Consider the following 17977-nt stretch of genomic DNA (forward strand, 5'->3'; position numbering starts at 1 on the left):
TTAAGAAAACCATATTTTGTTCTGCCATTGATAACTTCCGGGTTTTACTGTTATAAAAAGGCCTTTTTCTTCCTCAACCCTCATCCGTATAACTCCAGGCGCAAATTCCTGTTCGGGAGAAAATTTGGTGTAATTAATTTCGCTCATTATAGCAAAGGCTGTTGCTCCGCCTTCGATAACCAGTTCTTCTAATTTCAAATTTTCTAAAACCATACACACCAGCCTGGCAAATGCCTTCTCGATAAGATCGGGAAGTTCGTCCTTTTCACGAAATTCTAACCTATCCACCGCTGCAATCACAGAACTATGTTCCTTAATGTCAGAAATAATTTTATCAGTCCAAGTCTGCATTTGCTTTTCCGTTTCCAGATGATTAAAAATCCTTTCCGGCATATTATGAATTATAGCTCCCTGTCTTGCTGCCTCTTGAATCGCATGTTTACTATTTGGATGGGCACTCCCACAAATATAAAGACGTTTTTCACCAAGAAATTTTGAAAAATGTCTGTCATTCTTATTCTTTATTCCAATTCTCTTGATAAGTGCTTCAAAAAAATTTGCACCTCCTGCCAGAAGATTTTCATTATTTGAGGTATTAGCCCAATCATCTACCTCTTTTACAGTGGAAGTATTTCCAATAACAATTCCCTGTGATACTGATTCATTTGATGAAGCCACCGCGATTTTATCATGCTCTTTTTTTTCAATTAAATCATAGACGTGGGAAGTTCGATTTTCTTCCATCGACTTCGAAAAAAAACCGGAATCCAGTAAAGGTTTTTGATGATAATAATAAATACCTTTTTGAATCGTGCGATTTAAGGAAGGATTGGCAGGAATGAATATGACCTGCTCCTTTTCCAATAATTTTAAAGCTGTTTGGAGTGTTATCTTAACATGGCCCCGAAATACAGAATCCAATTTTAAAAAAATCATCGAATTTGGCAAATCTTTCACTTTCAACAGAAAATCTTCCAGAATTCCCATGGCTAAGGATTCATCCTTAGCCCGCATGTTAGTTGCGAAAATTACCATATCACCCTTAAGGTCATCACTGAATGCGGTATGCAGATTAACTTCATATCCATATCGTAGACCAATACCGCCAATTTCTGCAGCACCCGTAAAATCATCTGCAATAACAATTATCATCCCTTGATTATCTCTGTTTTGACTGGTGCAATCGAACGGCATATTCAATAGCAAGTACCATGGCATCAGGACTGGCAATATTTTTACCGGCAATTTCCATTGCAGTTCCATGATCCACTGAAGTTCTGATTATAGGTAATCCTAGTGTAATGTTAACCCCACGAACACTCTTCATTTGTGCTTTCTCCTTATCCCAGTTAAATCCATGCACCTTAAAAGGAATATGTCCCTGATCGTGATACATCGCCACGCATCCATCATATACTCCTCCAATGGCTTTCGGAAACAAAGTATCTGGTGGGACCGGGCCTTCAACATCATAACCTTTTTCCTGAGCTTCTTTTATGGCAGGAATAATTTCTTTTTCCTCTTCATCTCCAAATAATCCTCCATCGCTGGAATGTGGATTTAAGCCTGGCACACCTAATTTTGGATTTTCAATACCTATACTTTTACAGGCATCATGAAGTAATTCTATAGTATCCAATACGCGCTCTTTTTTAACCATATCACAAGCCTGACGTAGAGAAACATGTGTGGAAACATGAATGACGCGAAGATTTTCTTCTACCAACAGCATAGCATATTTTTTGGTATTGGTATAATGCGCATAAATTTCTGTATGCCCGCTGTATTTATGACCGGCTTTATTAATGGATTCTTTATGAATGGGTCCCGTTACCGTAGCATCAATAGTCCCCTCAAGAGCAAGATCGATTACTTTCTTTACATTTTCAAAAGCAGCATTTCCAGCCATAGCTGAAATTTCACCCAACTGAAGTTGTTCCAGATCAACATTGTTCATATCAAAAACATTCACTAAATCCTGTTGATCAAAAATTGCTGCCGAAACATCATTTATTTTATGAAGCTTCAAATTCAGTCCGGTGATTTTTCGCGCATTTTGCAATACATCGGCATCACCAAAAATAATTGGTTTGCATATTTCAGTTACTTCAGCTAATGCAGCAGCTTTTAGTGAAACTTCGGGACCAATACTTGCAGGATCGCCCATTGAAATTCCTATAATTGGTTTATTCTGAATCATTATATTTTTTATTTACTGGTGTTGTATTTTGAATATTTTTGGAGGACCTCTGTGTCTATTTTTTCCTGTAATTCATCAGAAATTTGGATCATAGGAAACTCTACTTTGTTAGTGCACAATCCGAAAGTTTTCATCATCCCTTTTAAACGTGGTATGGCCTCACTTAATAAATTGCCAGCCTGATAATACGAACTTATCTCATTAGTGATTTCCTGTAGTTCTTCTGCTTTTGAAAAATCATTTCTCTTTGCCGCTGAAAATAATTCAGAATAAAGCCCGGGCACCAGATTTCCCGTACTGGGCACTATCCCATCAAGGCCATTCCTTACTCCATATGAGGACTTTGCAGCCCAGCCTAGATGAAACACGAAATCCTCACGGTCTTTCCATTTCTCCAGTGATTTATCCAAACGCTCCTCTCCCCGCTCCGAATCCTTAAGGCCAATAATATTGTCATGATGACTTAATTGATCAATGATTTCTATTGAAAGGGAATGATGTGTTGTAGCCGGCATATTATAAAGAATTAGTGGCAGTGGAACGGCATCGGCCAATGCTTCAAAATAATGAAGCATATGATCACCAGACAGTGGATAAAATGCAGGTAAATGAGCCACTACAGCGTCAACTCCCATTTCCTGAAATCGCTTGGCATTTTCCACACTTTCGTCAAAACAATTTCCTGATATACCTGCGTAAACAATCTTTCGTCCATTAGCTGATCTTACTGCCGCCTTAGCCAGATCATATTTTTTTTGATGACTAACCGATAAGGCTTCCCCGGTAGTACCCAGAATAAACACAGCACAATCATTTTTTACCAGATTATCAACGATGCGTCTCGTTGCTTCCTGGTCTATATCCAATTCCTTTGTAAATGGCGTAATCATAGGAACAATTACCCCTTTAAACTTTTCCATATCTTTTAGATCTACATTTTTCATTCTTTACAGGGCGGATTGGTATATGAACTTCGCATCATGAAGAGAAATTTCTCTTAAATTATTTTTTAGTAAACGCTGAACTTTAAGTGCATTTTCGGCCAAGTTATCTATTGCAGTTTCCGGAATTTCCAATTCCGAAAGCTTTGAGGGGATTCCGCAATCAACATTTAATTTCCTTATCATCTCAATACCCCTTTTTGCCGTTTCTTCCGGAGTGTTTCCCTTTTCAGCTCCAATAGCAAGTGCTATTTCGGAGTATGGCTCGATTGCTTTAGGTAAGTTAAATTCCATTACATAAGGTAAAAGCACCGCATTAGACAATCCATGAGCAATATGAAACTCTGTGCCTAAAGGATATGAAAGGGCGTGGACTGCAGCAGTATTCACCGGTCCCAGGCACATACCCCCATAAAGGCTTCCAAAAGCCACATTAGCCCTTGCTTCCTCATCACTTCCGTTTCTATAAGCCACCGGTAAATATTTTGCAATTAACTTAATTCCCTCCAGGGCGAATACATTCACCATTGGGTGAGCGAAATTATTCGCGTAAGCTTCCAGACAGTGCGTAAGCGCATCAATTCCCGTCGCCGCAGTTACAGAAGGTGGCACGCTATGTGTTAATTTAGGACAAATATAAGCTGCATCTGGTACTAAAAACGGACTCACAATCCCTACTTTATTACCTTCTTCATCTATAAAAATAGCATTTGGTGATACTTCACTTCCGGTACCCGAAGTTGTAGGCAAACAGGCCATATATGTTTTTCGCTCCGCTAAATTTCCAATTCCTTTAACTTCCTTCAAAGTTTGAGTATTCTTAAGTTGTGCGGCAACAAGTTTAGCCACATCGAGTACGCTCCCACCCCCAATACCAACTATACTATCAGCGTCATAAGATCTGGCATTTTCAAGAATTGTTTCAAATTCGGAAAAACTTGGTTCTTGTTGTATTGATTTATCTACATATATTTCAATCCCCTCCTGTTTTAATTTTTTTATACTTTCGTCAAGCAGATCTTCAACATGCTCAGTAATGAGCATATACAATCGGCGATTTCCCGTCATCAAATAATCCTCTACAAAAATCTTTAAGGCATCATCTCCAAAAGATACTTTAGCGGGATTGAGTAAATTTATTGTTCTCATTACATAAAATTTATTGTTTCTTCTAATTAAATTATTTCATCAAGCTGAAACTGAATTTCCTATTGTTAATGAAAGTACTGCGGTGAACAAAATAAATATTGCCAGGATTAGCACCAAAATAGTTTTCCTTTTTGCCTGCACCCATTCTTTTAATGCAAGACCCGCCACCATACTAAAAAGTACCAGCATAATCATATGAATTGCCCAGCTCGTAAATTTGTAATCACCCATACGCACATGGCCCAACCCGTAAAAGAAAAACTGGGAATACCAGAGCATTCCGGTGATGGCGGCAAGAATATAATTCATAGTCAATGGTGTGGCCTTGACGGGATTATATTCTTTCCAGGTCTTATTCTTGTTATGAAGGAAAATGCAATAAATGGCAGTAGTTAAAAAGGCACCCGTATTGGAAAAAATATAGACCACATTGGTCTGGAAATTCCTCGCTCCATGTTCATAAGCGATATCGGCGATTGGCTGACCCTGATCTATCGCAAAACCATATAAAGCCGAAAGCACACCGGCCAGAATACAAAGGGGCAAACCTTTTGCAATTGAGAAATTTGGATCTATTTTCCCGAGATATTTTGCAAGATCCAGTTCTTTAAATCTTCCGGCAAGTCCGCATAAAGCTATACCAATTACACCAAGAATCATCCCCAGGATGATATATTCAGATCCTGATTGAGATAAAACCTCTCCCAATTCACCCTTAACAAGGGGGGGTAATAATGTTCCTATTACACAAGATAATCCTATAGAAATCGCATAGGTAAGTGAAAATCCCATATACTTTATAGCCAACCCAAAAGCTGTCCCTCCAATTCCATATGCGGCGCCAAGAGCAAATGCTTTCCACATAGCATCGGTGGGAGCCTCGCGCAAAACACTACCAAGTTCCGGAATCGTAATCCAAGCCACCAAAAGCGGGAGGAGAAACCAACAGATAAAAGCCTGGGCCAGCCAATATGTTTGCCAGGACCAGTTTATAACCTTTTTTTGCGGGGTATAACATAACGCAGCGAAAGCGGCTCCTACAGCATGAAATGCCACTCCTCCAATTACACTCATCAAGTATTAAGATTTAAATTATAAAATTGATTAGCATTACTGAAGGAAACCATTTCCATTTCCTTTTCAGTTAAAAACACTTTCAGCGTTTCTACGTATTGGTTCCAGGTATAAGAATATGTTCCAGCCAGTAAGGAAACAGGCCAGTCTCCACCGAGAAAACAGCGCCCTTTCCCGAATTTCTGAAAGGTAAAATCTATGTAATCCCTGATTTCATTTTCACCCCAGCTTCCCGGTTTTCCGGAAGTGGTTCCCAAACCTGAAATTTTCATGTGAAAATTGGGGTTTTCTGAAGCTATTTCCATTAACCTGCCCCATTTCCCAAATTTAAGATTATCCTGAATAGGTGGCTGATTTAAATGATCGAAGACCATTCTTAGACCGGGAACTTTTTTCGAAACTTCAATGGCGGTTTCAATATGTTCGGGAAGTACTCCTACCAGATCAAAAGGAAGATCATGATTAGCCAATACTTGTAAACTTTCGAGTACTTTTTCCTGTAGTAGCCATTTTGGATCTTTTTCATCATGAATAAGATGTCGCACACCTTTGAAGTATTTATTTTTTAGATATTTTTCTTCTAAAGAAATTTCACATTCTTTAGGATCCTGAAGGGGCAGCCAGCCTACAACTCCCTTAATCCAGTTGCTTTCTTCAGCAACTTTCAGCATCCAGTCGGTATCCTGAAAGTTATTAGCCGCCTGTACCAATACACCATATTTTACATTGGTTTTTTGCCTTTCAGGTTCCAGTTCTTCAATAGAATAAGTTTTATTTAGAATGGATGCATCACCTTCCAGCCAGGCATATCGGGCTTTCTCCAAATCCCATATATGTATATGCGTATCGATAATTTTCATTTTCTAATTTTTTAAACCAAATTCCACAACAATGGCATCATTATGTTCACCCAAAAATGGCGCACCTCGTTCTGAATTCAGCTTCATCCCATTAATTCTTACGGGGCAACGGGTAGTTTTTATTTGTTGCCCTTTACTGGTGTTTACCGTCATCTCCATTTCTAATACCTTATAGCCCTCCTCAACGGTAAGCTCTTCGATATTTAAAACTTTTGCGCACCATATATCCGCCGGTTCCAGAATATTAAGCCAATAACTTGTTTTCTGATTTTTTAGATGATCTGCCAGGATTTTTTTGATTGCATCTCTCTGTTTAAACCAATTTTTAGGATTATCATATTTTAATAATGGGGAACAACTAAGTAGTTCTGCAAGTTTTGGTATACTTCCCATCGCCAAAGCTAAAAACCCATCTGTGGTTTCGTAAACTCCATATGGAGCTGCGATATAAGAATGCGCATGATTTTTCTCACTTCTTTCGGGTAATTCTTCTCCGTCATTTAGAAAGGTGGTAAAAACTTCAAATTGAAATTCCAGTGCCGATTCCAGCATACTTACCTGTACCAGGCTTCCTTGTCCCGTAGCATCCCGTTTTACAAGTGCTGCTAAAATTCCCTGGGCTAGATGCGTTCCCGCAAGAATATCTACCACACTTATTCCCATAGGAGTGGGAAGTTTAGTACTCTCCCCATTTAAATATGGTAAACCTGAAAGGGATTGTAGTAACAAATCCTGTCCAGGTAAATCCTTCCATTCTCCTTCTTCACCATACCCACTAATTCCTGCATAAATAATTTCCGGGTTGAGCTTTTGAACTTTTTCATAAGAAAAACCCAGCCGATCCATCACCCCGGGACGAAAATTGTGCATTACCACATCGGCTTTTTTTATTAGTTCTAAAACCTGATGTTTATCTCTTTCATCTTTAAGATTGGCAGAAAAACTCTCCTTATTCCTATTAATGGTATGAAAGAGTGTAGATTCATTGGCAACTTCAATTTCTGAAACGTACAATTGCCGGCAAATATCACCGGTTCCTGTCTTTTCGATTTTAATCACCCTGGCACCAAAATCGGCTAAACGCAGACTCGCAGAAGGTCCTGATAAGAATTGCGAAAAATCAACGACGGTTATTCCTTCCAACAATTTCATAACAGTTCTTCGTTTAATTCAAACTCCCTTTTAATCGCTTTGGAATGTTCCCCCAAATTAGGTGCGGGAATTTCACCCCACATCACTTCACCATCAATCCTTATGGGACAACGGTTGGTTTTAATCGTTTTTTCTTCTGAAAATTTTATTTCCTGTTCAAGCTGTAGCTTTTTATATCCTTCAGAATTTTTTAACTGCTCCCAGTTTTTAAGATCTGCCGCCCAAAGTCCATTAGCTTGTAATTTTTTCATCCAAAAAGCTGAGTTCTCTTTTTTCAGAATTTCGACCAAAACAGATTTAATTTTATCTCTTTTTGAAAAAACCATCGACTGGTCGAATTCATCTAATTCAGTACTTCCCAAAGTTTCTTTTAAATCCTTCAACGAAATCATTGCCAGAGCAATATGGCCATCATGTGTTTCATAGATTCCATATGGAGCACCAAGCAGCGGATGTGCATTATTTACTGCCGATCGTACAGGCAGTTTTCCACTTGTAAAGTAGGTTGTAAAAATTTCAAATTGAAAGTCTATCAGAGACTCCAGCAGACTTACTTCAATTTTCACCGCTTTGTTTTTTCTTTTTCTGTAAACTAAAGCAGCAAGAACAGCCTGCACCACCTGCGCTCCACATAAAATATCGCCAATAGCCAAACCAAATGGCGTAGGAGCATCTTCACGATCCCCACTTGCGTACATGAGCCCGCTCATTGCCTGTAATAACAAATCCTGTCCGGGTTTCTTGGCCCAGGGCTCTTCCTTGCCGTAGCCGCTTATTTCCGCAAAAATGATTTCGGAATTGCACATTTTCGCCTGCTGAAAATCCAGTCCTAATTTCTCCATCACACCGGGACGAAAATTATGGAGCATCACATCGGCTTTCGAGATGAGTTTTTTAATTTCTGCAAGTTCTCCTTCAGACTTTAAATTGGCAGTATAACTTTCCTTATTTCGATTGATCGTATGGAATAGCAAAGTATTTTCTTCTACCCATTGATCTTTAATTGGTAAGATTCGGCAAAGATCACCTTTTCCGGGATTTTCAATTTTAATTACCCGTGCACCAAGATCTGCCAGGCGTAGTCCTGCCGAAGGACCCGATAGATACTGGCAAAACTCCAGAACCAGAATCCCTTCCAAAGGTTTATTTTTATTAATTTTTGTCATTCTTCAATTTCAGACTTTCGAGATAGATTTTATTCATTTTATCAAGAGCTTCTTTTGCTTTTATTTTTCCTAATAAAAAATCCTGAACAGGATCTCCGGCATGATCCTGAAAATACAGATAGCCGTTATAACGAGGGCGTAAATAAGAATCGTCCAGTGATTTCAAAGATTCTTTAAAACAATTATTATTTAAAACATTATTCTGCTCGTCCAGCCATGCATTTCGATGCCCGGGCTGTCCGCCATGCATAACAAATTCGGTTGTTTGATAATTTTCAGAAGCGACCATTTCAGCAAATTCCAGGGCTTCATTTTTATGTTTACTAAAGGCAGAAACAGATAAGCCTGTACCACCGAGCGTGCTTCTTAAAGATTTCCCATTGAATTTTACGAGGTCGCCATAATGCAGCTGATAATCTGCATATCCGCGCCGGGTATAATTAGAGTAGCCATACGCAAAGGGACAATACCAGAAATCATTTGAACTGGACATCATTTCAGCCACTTTTATGGGATTTGCTTTAAACATCCTTTTATCAAGCAGGGAATAAAATTCTTCCATCGTCTCGAAGGCTTTTAAGGCCGTCTCTTCGCTAATAACTTCCTCTTCAGACCTAAAAGGAACTTCCCCATGAACCTGACAGAACATGTAAAAATTCATAAGCAGGTCAATAGGAATTGCCGGAGCCGCCACTTTACCTTTTTTTGCAAGATCAAGAACCTCATCCCAGGTTTCAGGAATTCTAGTTTGATTTTCATCGAGCAAATCTTTTCGGAAACTGGGAACCGGAGCAGCAGCATCTACTGCTAAAGCCCATTGATGGCCGCCATAATTATAACTGTCATGCGAACCTCCAACCTGGTTCTCTTTCTGGTTTTTTATATATTCCTCTGAAAGATGCTCATCAAGTGGAAGCACACAATTCGTAACTGCTGCGCAACCTACCCAGGGATGATCTATTATAAGCAAATCATAACTTTCGGTAAGTTTTTCAATGGGATAATCGGCAAATTCCTGCAGGGTTCTTTGCCGCCACTCGATATGAACATCAGGATACAATTCCCGAAATCTTTGAGCGCAGGCTTGCAGTGGTACAAGTCCGCGGGTATGTCCCCAGGTAATGCCTTTTAAAATTTTTGGAGAACTGGACATTATACTTCTTTCTTTTCGGTTAATAATAAATGCTCGCAAAGCATCACTAACTCTTCATCCTGATTAAAAACCTCGATTTTCTCGGTAACCAGACCAAATTGAGGTTTTTTGTGATCCTTTTTATCTGAAATACTGATCTTTACTTTAATGGTATCACCAATAAAAACCGGTTTTGTAAAGCGAAGTCGTTCATAACCATAAGTCATAGCTACTTCATTGATTACGTTGGCCGTCATTCCTATTGCTACGGAAAAAATTAATGTTCCATGAGCAATTCTCTTTTTAAACGGTTGCGTTTTACACCATTCTTCATCCATATGATGTGGAAAAAAATCCCCGGTCTGCCCGGCATGCATCACAATATCAGTCTCAGTTATAGTGCGGCCTATTGTAATTCGCTCATCGCCGACTTCAAATTCTTCGTAATATTTCTTTATAAACATGTGTACATTTTTAATAAGGAATTTTTACATTTTTCGTTCTAATAAGCATTAGCTATTGTTCCTATTTTTGGCTTCTCTCCAGCAATCTCGAACAATTTCTTTATAAAGAATGGCTTGTTGCCAGCGATCACCTTCTTCAACTTCTTTTAATTCGTTATTCAATTGAGTTCGGGCATAAAAAATTTCAGCCTGTAGCAATTCCACCGTAAAGGAAAGAAAGTCACCTGGCTGAGCAGATTTTAAAAAGCCTTCAAAAGATCTTGTCCACATCTCATTAAAATGTCCTACATATTCTTTTGAGTCATCTTCTATGTTTACCTGAATACATCCAGGATTTCCAATACGCCCATGCATAAATCGAACTCTGTCAAAAACAGGCTGAATGAAGTCCCATTTCATTTCAATACCACCATATACCATTTCCTGTCCTGTGTACCAGTGAGAAAAGTCGCCGTTAAACCTGATTTCAGGAAAACGTTTAATTAATTCAACGGTTCTTTGCATATCCTGAGTAATAGTTGCTCTATGAGTTTCCAGGTAAAGCGGGAAATTTTCAGTCGTAGATTTATTCAGGATATATTCCACTAAATTATCAACTTCAGCGTCAGACTCTAATCCCCATCCGGCATGCAGACTGGCGCAATCATAGCCTTCCTCTTTCCATCTCGGAAGTAATTCGTCTAAGTCACCAACATTATTTATTCTTGCATGTGCGGTATAATTAAGCCCAAGAGTACTGCAGATAGCCGGATCTCCATCCTGAATTCCAGCAAATCCCGCGTTCTTTATTGCGTTATGTTTTTTAAGATCATCTCCCCTCGGTCCTTCTGAAAATTCCGGAAGGTCTTCGCAGCCCAGATAATTCATATCCACTCTTAAATAAGGCTCATTCCCCTTACCATCATTAGTATTTTTTATCATAGAAAAATATTCATTTTAGTTTTAGATAGCCCGATAAGAAATCTTGTATTCTAGTCCGGGATCTATATTCATCTCATATTCGTTCTCACCAAGACTTTTAATAGCTGCGGAACCACGAGGTTTAGATTTACTTTTGAAAATTAGCTTTCCTTCACCTTTCACTCCGGTAACCCTTATTTCTTTCTGATTTGCGTAAACTTTAATCTCACCATGTGGAGTAGGAACTTTACCTTCTATCCACTTGAGCCCGCCAAGGTTTGGCCTAATCTCATATTCCGAATAACCTGGTGCCGTTGGTTGTACTCCAAGATAATATCTACCAAAGAGATAAATTGGGCTCGCACCCCAGGCATGACAAAGACTTTTACCATAAGGGCGTCCATACATAGATAAATGTTCAACTCCTTCGTCTGAAGGGTCATATTTTTCCCAGAACGAAGTTGCTCCCAATTCCAACATTCCGCCCCAATAATCCCGAATTTCATCTAACACATATTCCTGCTCTCCCATGGCGCAAAGCGCTTCGAGTTCATAAAAACGCATATAGGGCGTGGTAATCTGTAAAACATCATCATTCAATAGTACATTTTCTTTTACACTTTGCTTTTGTTCTTCATTAAAGTAGTTAAAGAAAATACCGAACATATTTGCATAACGCGTGACCATATCCTGCATCTCCCCGTCAACTCGCTGGTGCAGCATAACCTGATCCTGTTCATCCCAAAATACATCGAATAATTTGTCTTGCATTTCCTCTGCTAGGGCTTCATAGGTTTGCTGATCTTCAGTTTCATCGGCTATTTCAGCACTCACAGCCATGGCTTCCAGGCTTCGGGCAAGCAGCATTTGTTCAAAACTTACTTCCCCGGTCTTTGGTAAACCATCAGCCCAGTCTATAAATACCCAATCTCCTTCCAGTGGTTCAAGAAATCCGGCTTCGTTACGCCGACCCAGAACAAATTCCATTAAACTTTTCATCCGCGGATAAAAAGTTTCAATAAAATCAGTATCCCCGGTGTAGAGATAATAATCATAAATACCCACAAACCAGTACAGCGAATAATCCATTATTGTATTGATATGTGCCGTTACAGGTTCTTTTCCGCGAAGTGCAAGAAGAGTACGTTCTACGGAAGCTTCGTCAAAGAACAGGTAATAGTTCATCATATAACTCTGGTGCGCATCTCCAGACCAGATCCAGCGGTCGCGTTTGATACCATCGATAAAAAACTCCCGTGATGTTAAATGCATAGTGTATGCCGACACATCCCAGATTTCGTTCAGTAATTTATCAGAGGATTTAAATTCACCCCGATAATCCAAGGGCAAATATTCGTACAGCATGGAAATGGAATCATATTTTAACGTTGGATCAGCCTGTACCTGCACATAGCGGTAGGCTTTGGATTCGTCATGGGTGTAAGTAGAGGGTTGGCTGCCTTCGAACTCAATATAATCAAGAGTTTCAGAGCGGGCAGAGTCAAGAGCCTCCTCCCGGGATTCTCCATAAAAGAGCGAAAGCTGTCCTTCTCCTTTCAGCCCATGTACACGAATATAACCGAATGTCTCTTTACCAAAATCTACTAATTCCCCCGAACCAACTGGTTCCGTGCTTTTTGCAGCCCAGGGCTCAGTCTCCAACTGAAATTCGGAAGGTCTGTCATCCGGCGAATGAAATTTCCAGGAACCTACAGGCATCCATGGTGTTCCGGATTGTTGCGCATTGCCTTCTTCATCGATCCAGAGTTTATCTTCATTTGTCACCATCCAGGTCTCATCGGAATTAACATAGGTGCCATCAATATAAATAGCCGGTAGAAATTCCTGATTATAAACCTTAAATGAAATTTTATGTTTTCCCGGTTCGATCGTGATTGTTTTTGGTTGTCCGTGAATTTGAACACCATCCACCAATAATTGGAAAAGTCCTTCTGAGTAAATATTTATCTCATCTTTTTCCGGAATGTTCACTTCTGTTTGAAAGGTGACTAATGGAAAAGGACTGTAGTAGCGCCAAAGTGGTGGAAATACTGCCTCCCGCTCGGTACGCCGCACCTGCATTTTATTACTCAGCCATATTTCATAATCTCCCGGATACCAAATCCAGGTAGCTGTATTATCCTCTTTGGTTTCCTGCGCGCATAGAACATTGAAATTCAACCCGGTAATTACAAAAAATATCAGCGGCAGGCTTTTTAAAAGAACAAACTTTAGGGATTTTACCATCATTTTATTAGGTTAAACCCGGAAGATGATAATTATTCCGCTTGAACTTATCCTGTACCTTCCTGTTAGCAATTATTCGAACAACCAGTCAATAGATTTTTTTCCATCGCCCATGATACCTACATCACGGCTTTTAATATTTTGACTGGCTTCAATAAATCCTAAAACAAGAACTTTTCCCTTTTCCAGCTGAAGTTCATTCTCGCCATTTTCAAATTCATAGGTATGAATATTGACTTTTGGATAATCGTCCAGCTTCACTGCATTTGCAAGAACAATATCTGCCTGTCCCCTGGTATTTCCAGCAGCATTGGTTTCCAGAGTGGGAGGTGTGAGGTAATCTTCTTCTTCCGTATCAAAATAACCAACTACCAGTTTTACAGGCCTTGTATTTTTGAATTTAAGATTAGTTCCATTTTCTATTTGTTCCTGCTCTGCAAATTTCAGCGCATTTAAATTATTCAACTCCGGTGCGACCTCTAGAATTTGCGCATCCATTCTGTCGTACACCAGCTGCCCGGTCTCCACAGGAATTCTTGTTCGGTCAGGACCAAGAATTTGAACAGTTGCCGGAATCCAGGATTCGATTTTTTCCTTTTTACCGGAAGTCTTGCCCGGAGCGTCTAACATCTTAATGTTATTTTTGAAGTTATTGAATTCTTCTTCAAACAAAGGAAGCATTTCTTTCCAGGTTTTGAAATTTCCATCATCCCCACCTATAGGGATCCGTCTTTGTCCTGTTTGCATACTGTTAGCATAGAGATATGCGTCTTTAGTAAGCGAAACCAGTTCTTCATAATAATCCAGACTTTTTTCCAGATGAGCAGAAGCTTTTTTTAAAGTAGACACATCTCCTGAATAATTATATTCAAGTACCAGCATGGCTGCTTTCACTTTTTCAGCGAAGAAATTTGCAAAGGCATGATAGGCATAAATATCATTTTTTAACCTTTGAAACTCCTGTTCATCTTTTTTAACTTTATCTGCTGCATTGTCTATGGCTTTTACGGCCTCTTCAGCATGCGCTACTATTTCCCTAATTATTTGCGGTGGAGTTTCTCCCACATGAGGTTCATTGTTCCATTCTTTTCTCGCATAATCAATTAAAATTTCACCTTCGGGGCCAGTAGACTCATAAAATCCGGGGTAAACCCTCCACTTATATGGATTTACAAGCTGACTCATGAACATTCCAAGTAATAATGTCTGTCGATTACCTTCTGTAATTCCGAAACGTCTCAGTGTTTTTGGAGCTATTTCACCGGTTTCCTCATAAGCCTTCAGGATATTCTTACCGGTTTGTATATTGCCACCGTATTTATCAGCCAGTTTTTTGCCCCAGTATTCGATCTCCTTTTCCCGATCACGCTTTTGATCCCAGGCGTACCTTCCCCAGGATTCATACCAGATCCAGTCCCGGTTCATTTCCAATAATCGTTCATCGGTTTTATCGGCAGTATAAGGCCAGTCCCAGTACGAAACCTGTGGATACAGGTGTAAGGCGTTAGCGCCATGAACATTATGCATGGCTTTTACACTTTTCTGAATAAAGTCTGGTGAACCGTATCTGAAAGGCTCCAGATTTGCAAGAATATGAACATTAGAAATGTGAATAGAAGCCAGAGCGCTTAAATCCTTATGAATCTTTGTCCATGGACCCCGCGGCTCATATGTAGTTAGCGACTCGCCATTATACTTATGCATTGTATAAAGATTTTTATACAAGGGAAAAGCCTCTTCAATAACTTCGGGCGCATCGGTATCATGAGCCCTCAAAATAATTGGCGGCTCATCAGTCCTGTTTAGTTTTTCAAGACCATCCTTCACGCCAGGGATTACAGTGTTGGTAAACCAGTTGATATCATTTTCAATACCACTCATGGCTTCTCCTAAAGCAACGAGCAATCCCACATTTGGATATTTTTCAATAAAAGCGGCAACAGACTTGCGGGTATAATCTTCCAATAGAGGCGTGATTACCCTTCCCCTGTCCTGAGTTTTTATATCATGATATTCAGCAAATGGCTGGGAAACGATGATATTGTAAAACATCTGGATTACCCAGATTCCTCTTTTATTAGCCTCTTTGGTTAAAAAATCGAAGATCTCTTCATTCTTTTTAAATGTGGCTTCATCAACCTCAAGGGCATAAGGATAATCTTCAAGTTTAACCAGGGAAGCGAAAGGATGCCCGTTCCATAAATAAAGGGAATTATATCTGTTTTCAACAAGTACGTCCAGATATTTTATCCATAGTTCCTTATCGTAGAACCACGGAAAATTTTCCGGGGTATAGGGATATTCATAAACAGACCTTCCCGGCAACAGGGTGGTTTTTTGCAAACCAATGGCGGTACCCCGTATAACCATTTCCGGCCGATCTTCGAAATCTATATCAAACGGCAAGGCGCTTCCAGCATTGAGCCTTTCTGCAAGTTCCATTGCTCCGTATAAAGCCCCGGAAGCGTCGTGGCCAACGACAAAAATTTTATTCTCTTTTGAATAAATTCTAAAGCCTTCTTCTGCCTCAGGTACATTTTCCCTATAGCTGGCACCTATGTGTTTTATATACCATTCTGAATCCTTTTCAGCAATGTAAATAACTTGTTCTATGCTATTATTACCTGGAACTTCAGTAGATATTTGCACCTTGAAACCCGAATCAGAAAGAGACTCATTAAGTTCTTCCGATCCAAATTTGACCCGGGGAGATTGCTGATCACTAATAATTGCAATCTGAGCATTCAATCCCGCAGAAAACAATATTGTTATTAAAAGAAGAATTATATTTTTCATATCAATATTTTTATCTTTTTCGGAAATTTATTTGCTAGATCTCAGTATCCGAAAGCTCTTGCTCCACCATCCACACTAAAATCCTGACCTGTTATATACGTGGCGGAAGGGGAAGCTAAAAAACACACCATCGCAGCCAATTCCTCTTTTTCCCCAAACCGGTGTAAAGGCATTCGGGATAAAATTTTTATTTTTCGCTCTTCATCCATTACCTGCTCAACCAGCTTAGAAGGAAACCAACCCGGAGAAACAGAATTTACCAGGATATTATCGCTGCTCCATTCTACGGCCAGTCCACGTGTAATTCCCAGTACAGCAGTCTTACTGGAGCTGTATGGAACCACCTTAGAAAACCCAAAATAAGAAGCCATAGAAGAAATATTGATAATCCTTCCTGTGTGGGTTGATTTTTTAAGCCAGGAATAGGCAGCTTTACAACACCTGTAAACCGCATTTACATTTACTTCATGAATTTTTATCCAGCTTTCCTCAGTGACTTCTTCAGCTCTTTTTTTCATTGTTATTCCGGCATTATTCACCAGAACATCTATTCCTCCAGATGCTCCAATTTCGTTAAAAACTGAAGTAACCTGTTTGGCATTGGTCACATCGGTTTCAATAAAACGTAGATCTAAATTTGAAGGAATTGAAATATCCTCTTTTGTCCTGCCGGTTCGGCTTAACGCAAAAACTTCTGCGCCCAGTTCAGCCATTAACAATGCCTGGCTAAGTCCAAGTCCACCGGAAGCACCAGTAACGATTATCCGAATTCCTTCGAGCGAAAAAAGAGTTTTCAGTTTCTCCATCTATAAAACCTCTTCAAGTTTTCCATCTTTAAATTTAAAGCCCCATCCCGGGCCTTCATTTGGCTTCGCTATCCCATCTTCTACTGATATAGGATTATCGATTAGAGTATCTACCCAGTTAAAACTTTCAGAACCAAATCCATTTGTAATTGTACAAAGCAATGGCACATCATATTCTTTATAAAAGTGAGGGAGCACACTTGCGTTATGGATTCTTGCCAGGCTCGCACTCTCTCTCCAGCGCTCCACCCCTCCTATCCTTAGAATATCGGGTTGCCATAAATCTAACGCATTATTGTTCAGAAGATTTTTTAGGGTATGCAATGAATATTCCCGTTCTCCCATGGCAATAGATATTCCCGCTTTTTCCCTTAATATTTTATAGCCCTCAACATCACGTGAATCGATTGGCTCCTCAAACCAGGTGATATTCATATCTCTTGCGGCTTCTGCCAGTCGAAGCGCATTTGCCAGGCTCATTCCCTGGTTTGCATCCATCATAATTTCTATTCCTGAGCCCAAATTCTCCCTTACAAGCTTCAGCCTTTCGAGATCTTCCTGCCAGTCGGGTTTTCCCACCTTGATCTTAACCGCCTTGAAACCTTTGTTCTTATATGTAGAAACTTCATCTAATAATTCATCAACAGAATAGGATATCCAGCCGCCGCTTCCATAAACAGGAATCCTGGTTTGAGATGTCCCAAAAATTTTCCACACGGGCTGAGACAATACTTTACCCCATGCATCCCACATGGCTATATTGTAAGCAGCCATAGCCCATTGGTTTATTCCTTCACGCCCAAAATATTCATTTTGAGCCTCCAGTTCCTGAAGGACTTTAGCAGTTGCATTAACATGTTTTCCTACTAAAAATTCTCCTACATCTTTTAATGCGCCGATGATTGCATTTCTGCTATACTGAAAACTTAACAAGTATGCTTCTCCTTCAATTCCATTCTCCAACTGAATTCGAACAATGAGAAAACTAATCTCAGTAAGGCTATGTGTACTATCTGAAATAGGCTTATCAAGTATAGATCGTGAACTGAAGATTTTAAAGGAAGAAATTTTATCTCTCATTTTACCAGAC

Annotated in this window: 15 protein-coding genes; all 15 read right to left on the reverse strand. The window is 39.6% G+C overall.

The window, feature by feature from the left end; all coding sequences use genetic code 11:
* Positions 1-1218, reverse strand: coding sequence for a four-carbon acid sugar kinase family protein (locus tag RM539_RS13575; protein WP_311503956.1), 1218 nt, complete (start codon positions 1216-1218; stop codon positions 1-3).
* Positions 1160-2200, reverse strand: a complete 1041-nt coding sequence (gene pdxA, locus RM539_RS13580; protein WP_311503957.1) for a 4-hydroxythreonine-4-phosphate dehydrogenase PdxA — start codon at positions 2198-2200, stop codon at positions 1160-1162. The genes RM539_RS13575 and pdxA overlap by 59 nt, the downstream gene beginning before the upstream one ends.
* Before the next feature lie 8 nt (positions 2201-2208).
* Complete coding sequence (locus tag RM539_RS13585) at positions 2209-3144, reverse strand: dihydrodipicolinate synthase family protein (RefSeq protein WP_311503958.1); 936 nt, start codon at positions 3142-3144, stop codon at positions 2209-2211.
* Positions 3145-3147: 3 nt separating this feature from the next.
* Positions 3148-4290, reverse strand: coding sequence for an iron-containing alcohol dehydrogenase (locus RM539_RS13590; RefSeq protein ID WP_311503959.1), 1143 nt, complete (start codon positions 4288-4290; stop codon positions 3148-3150).
* A 39-nt stretch (positions 4291-4329) separates the two neighbouring features.
* A complete protein-coding gene (locus tag RM539_RS13595) occupies positions 4330-5364 on the reverse strand; it encodes an L-rhamnose/proton symporter RhaT (protein WP_311503960.1) in 1035 nt (344 codons plus the stop codon).
* On the reverse strand, positions 5364-6224 hold the full coding sequence (locus RM539_RS13600; RefSeq protein ID WP_311503961.1) for an amidohydrolase family protein: 861 nt from the start codon (positions 6222-6224) through the stop codon (positions 5364-5366). The genes RM539_RS13595 and RM539_RS13600 overlap by 1 nt, the downstream gene beginning before the upstream one ends.
* 3 nt (positions 6225-6227) lie before the next feature.
* A complete protein-coding gene (locus RM539_RS13605) occupies positions 6228-7376 on the reverse strand; it encodes a CaiB/BaiF CoA transferase family protein (protein WP_311503962.1) in 1149 nt (382 codons plus the stop codon).
* On the reverse strand, positions 7373-8542 hold the full coding sequence (locus tag RM539_RS13610; protein ID WP_311503963.1) for a CaiB/BaiF CoA transferase family protein: 1170 nt from the start codon (positions 8540-8542) through the stop codon (positions 7373-7375). Before RM539_RS13610 ends, RM539_RS13605 begins: the two co-directional genes overlap by 4 nt.
* Positions 8529-9695, reverse strand: a complete 1167-nt coding sequence (locus RM539_RS13615; RefSeq protein ID WP_311503964.1) for an ABC transporter substrate-binding protein — start codon at positions 9693-9695, stop codon at positions 8529-8531. Before RM539_RS13615 ends, RM539_RS13610 begins: the two co-directional genes overlap by 14 nt.
* A complete protein-coding gene (locus RM539_RS13620) occupies positions 9695-10138 on the reverse strand; it encodes a MaoC family dehydratase (protein WP_311503965.1) in 444 nt (147 codons plus the stop codon). Before RM539_RS13620 ends, RM539_RS13615 begins: the two co-directional genes overlap by 1 nt.
* 48 nt (positions 10139-10186) lie before the next feature.
* The gene (locus RM539_RS13625) at positions 10187-11059 is read right to left on the reverse strand and encodes a hypothetical protein (RefSeq protein WP_311503966.1); all 873 of its coding nucleotides are present in this window, start codon (positions 11057-11059) and stop codon (positions 10187-10189) included.
* 21 nt (positions 11060-11080) lie between these two features.
* Positions 11081-13288 (reverse strand): alpha-L-rhamnosidase-related protein, encoded by a 2208-nt coding sequence (locus tag RM539_RS13630; RefSeq protein ID WP_311503967.1) that lies wholly within the window; start codon positions 13286-13288, stop codon positions 11081-11083.
* A gap of 69 nt (positions 13289-13357) precedes the next feature.
* Positions 13358-16081, reverse strand: a complete 2724-nt coding sequence (locus tag RM539_RS13635; protein WP_311503968.1) for an alpha-d-galacturonidase — start codon at positions 16079-16081, stop codon at positions 13358-13360.
* Positions 16082-16122: 41 nt separating this feature from the next.
* Complete coding sequence (locus RM539_RS13640; RefSeq protein ID WP_311503969.1) at positions 16123-16887, reverse strand: SDR family NAD(P)-dependent oxidoreductase; 765 nt, start codon at positions 16885-16887, stop codon at positions 16123-16125.
* Positions 16888-17967 carry a mandelate racemase/muconate lactonizing enzyme family protein gene (locus RM539_RS13645; protein WP_311503970.1) on the reverse strand — a complete coding sequence of 360 codons (1080 nt, stop codon included), beginning with the start codon at positions 17965-17967 and terminating at the stop codon, positions 16888-16890.
* Between the last annotated feature and the right edge of the window lie 10 nt (positions 17968-17977).

Source organism: Autumnicola musiva (assembly GCF_031846585.1).
GTDB classification, from domain to species: Bacteria; Bacteroidota; Bacteroidia; order Flavobacteriales; family Flavobacteriaceae; genus Autumnicola; species Autumnicola musiva.

Excerpts from the sequence above, each read along its gene's own strand:
- RM539_RS13575 (WP_311503956.1), bottom strand. The coding sequence starts at position 1,218 with ATGCCATGGTACTTGCTATTGAATATGCCGTTCGATTGCACCAGTCAA.
- pdxA (WP_311503957.1), bottom strand. The coding sequence starts at position 2,200 with ATGATTCAGAATAAACCAATTATAGGAATTTCAATGGGCGATCCTGCA.
- RM539_RS13585 (WP_311503958.1), bottom strand. The coding sequence starts at position 3,144 with ATGAAAAATGTAGATCTAAAAGATATGGAAAAGTTTAAAGGGGTAATT.
- RM539_RS13590 (WP_311503959.1), bottom strand. The coding sequence starts at position 4,290 with ATGAGAACAATAAATTTACTCAATCCCGCTAAAGTATCTTTTGGAGAT.
- RM539_RS13595 (WP_311503960.1), bottom strand. The coding sequence starts at position 5,364 with ATGAGTGTAATTGGAGGAGTGGCATTTCATGCTGTAGGAGCCGCTTTC.
- RM539_RS13600 (WP_311503961.1), bottom strand. The coding sequence starts at position 6,224 with ATGAAAATTATCGATACGCATATACATATATGGGATTTGGAGAAAGCC.
- RM539_RS13605 (WP_311503962.1), bottom strand. The coding sequence starts at position 7,376 with ATGAAATTGTTGGAAGGAATAACCGTCGTTGATTTTTCGCAATTCTTA.
- RM539_RS13610 (WP_311503963.1), bottom strand. The coding sequence starts at position 8,542 with ATGACAAAAATTAATAAAAATAAACCTTTGGAAGGGATTCTGGTTCTG.
- RM539_RS13615 (WP_311503964.1), bottom strand. The coding sequence starts at position 9,695 with ATGTCCAGTTCTCCAAAAATTTTAAAAGGCATTACCTGGGGACATACC.
- RM539_RS13620 (WP_311503965.1), bottom strand. The coding sequence starts at position 10,138 with ATGTTTATAAAGAAATATTACGAAGAATTTGAAGTCGGCGATGAGCGA.
- RM539_RS13625 (WP_311503966.1), bottom strand. The coding sequence starts at position 11,059 with ATGATAAAAAATACTAATGATGGTAAGGGGAATGAGCCTTATTTAAGA.
- RM539_RS13630 (WP_311503967.1), bottom strand. The coding sequence starts at position 13,288 with ATGATGGTAAAATCCCTAAAGTTTGTTCTTTTAAAAAGCCTGCCGCTG.
- RM539_RS13635 (WP_311503968.1), bottom strand. The coding sequence starts at position 16,081 with ATGAAAAATATAATTCTTCTTTTAATAACAATATTGTTTTCTGCGGGA.
- RM539_RS13640 (WP_311503969.1), bottom strand. The coding sequence starts at position 16,887 with ATGGAGAAACTGAAAACTCTTTTTTCGCTCGAAGGAATTCGGATAATC.
- RM539_RS13645 (WP_311503970.1), bottom strand. The coding sequence starts at position 17,967 with ATGAGAGATAAAATTTCTTCCTTTAAAATCTTCAGTTCACGATCTATA.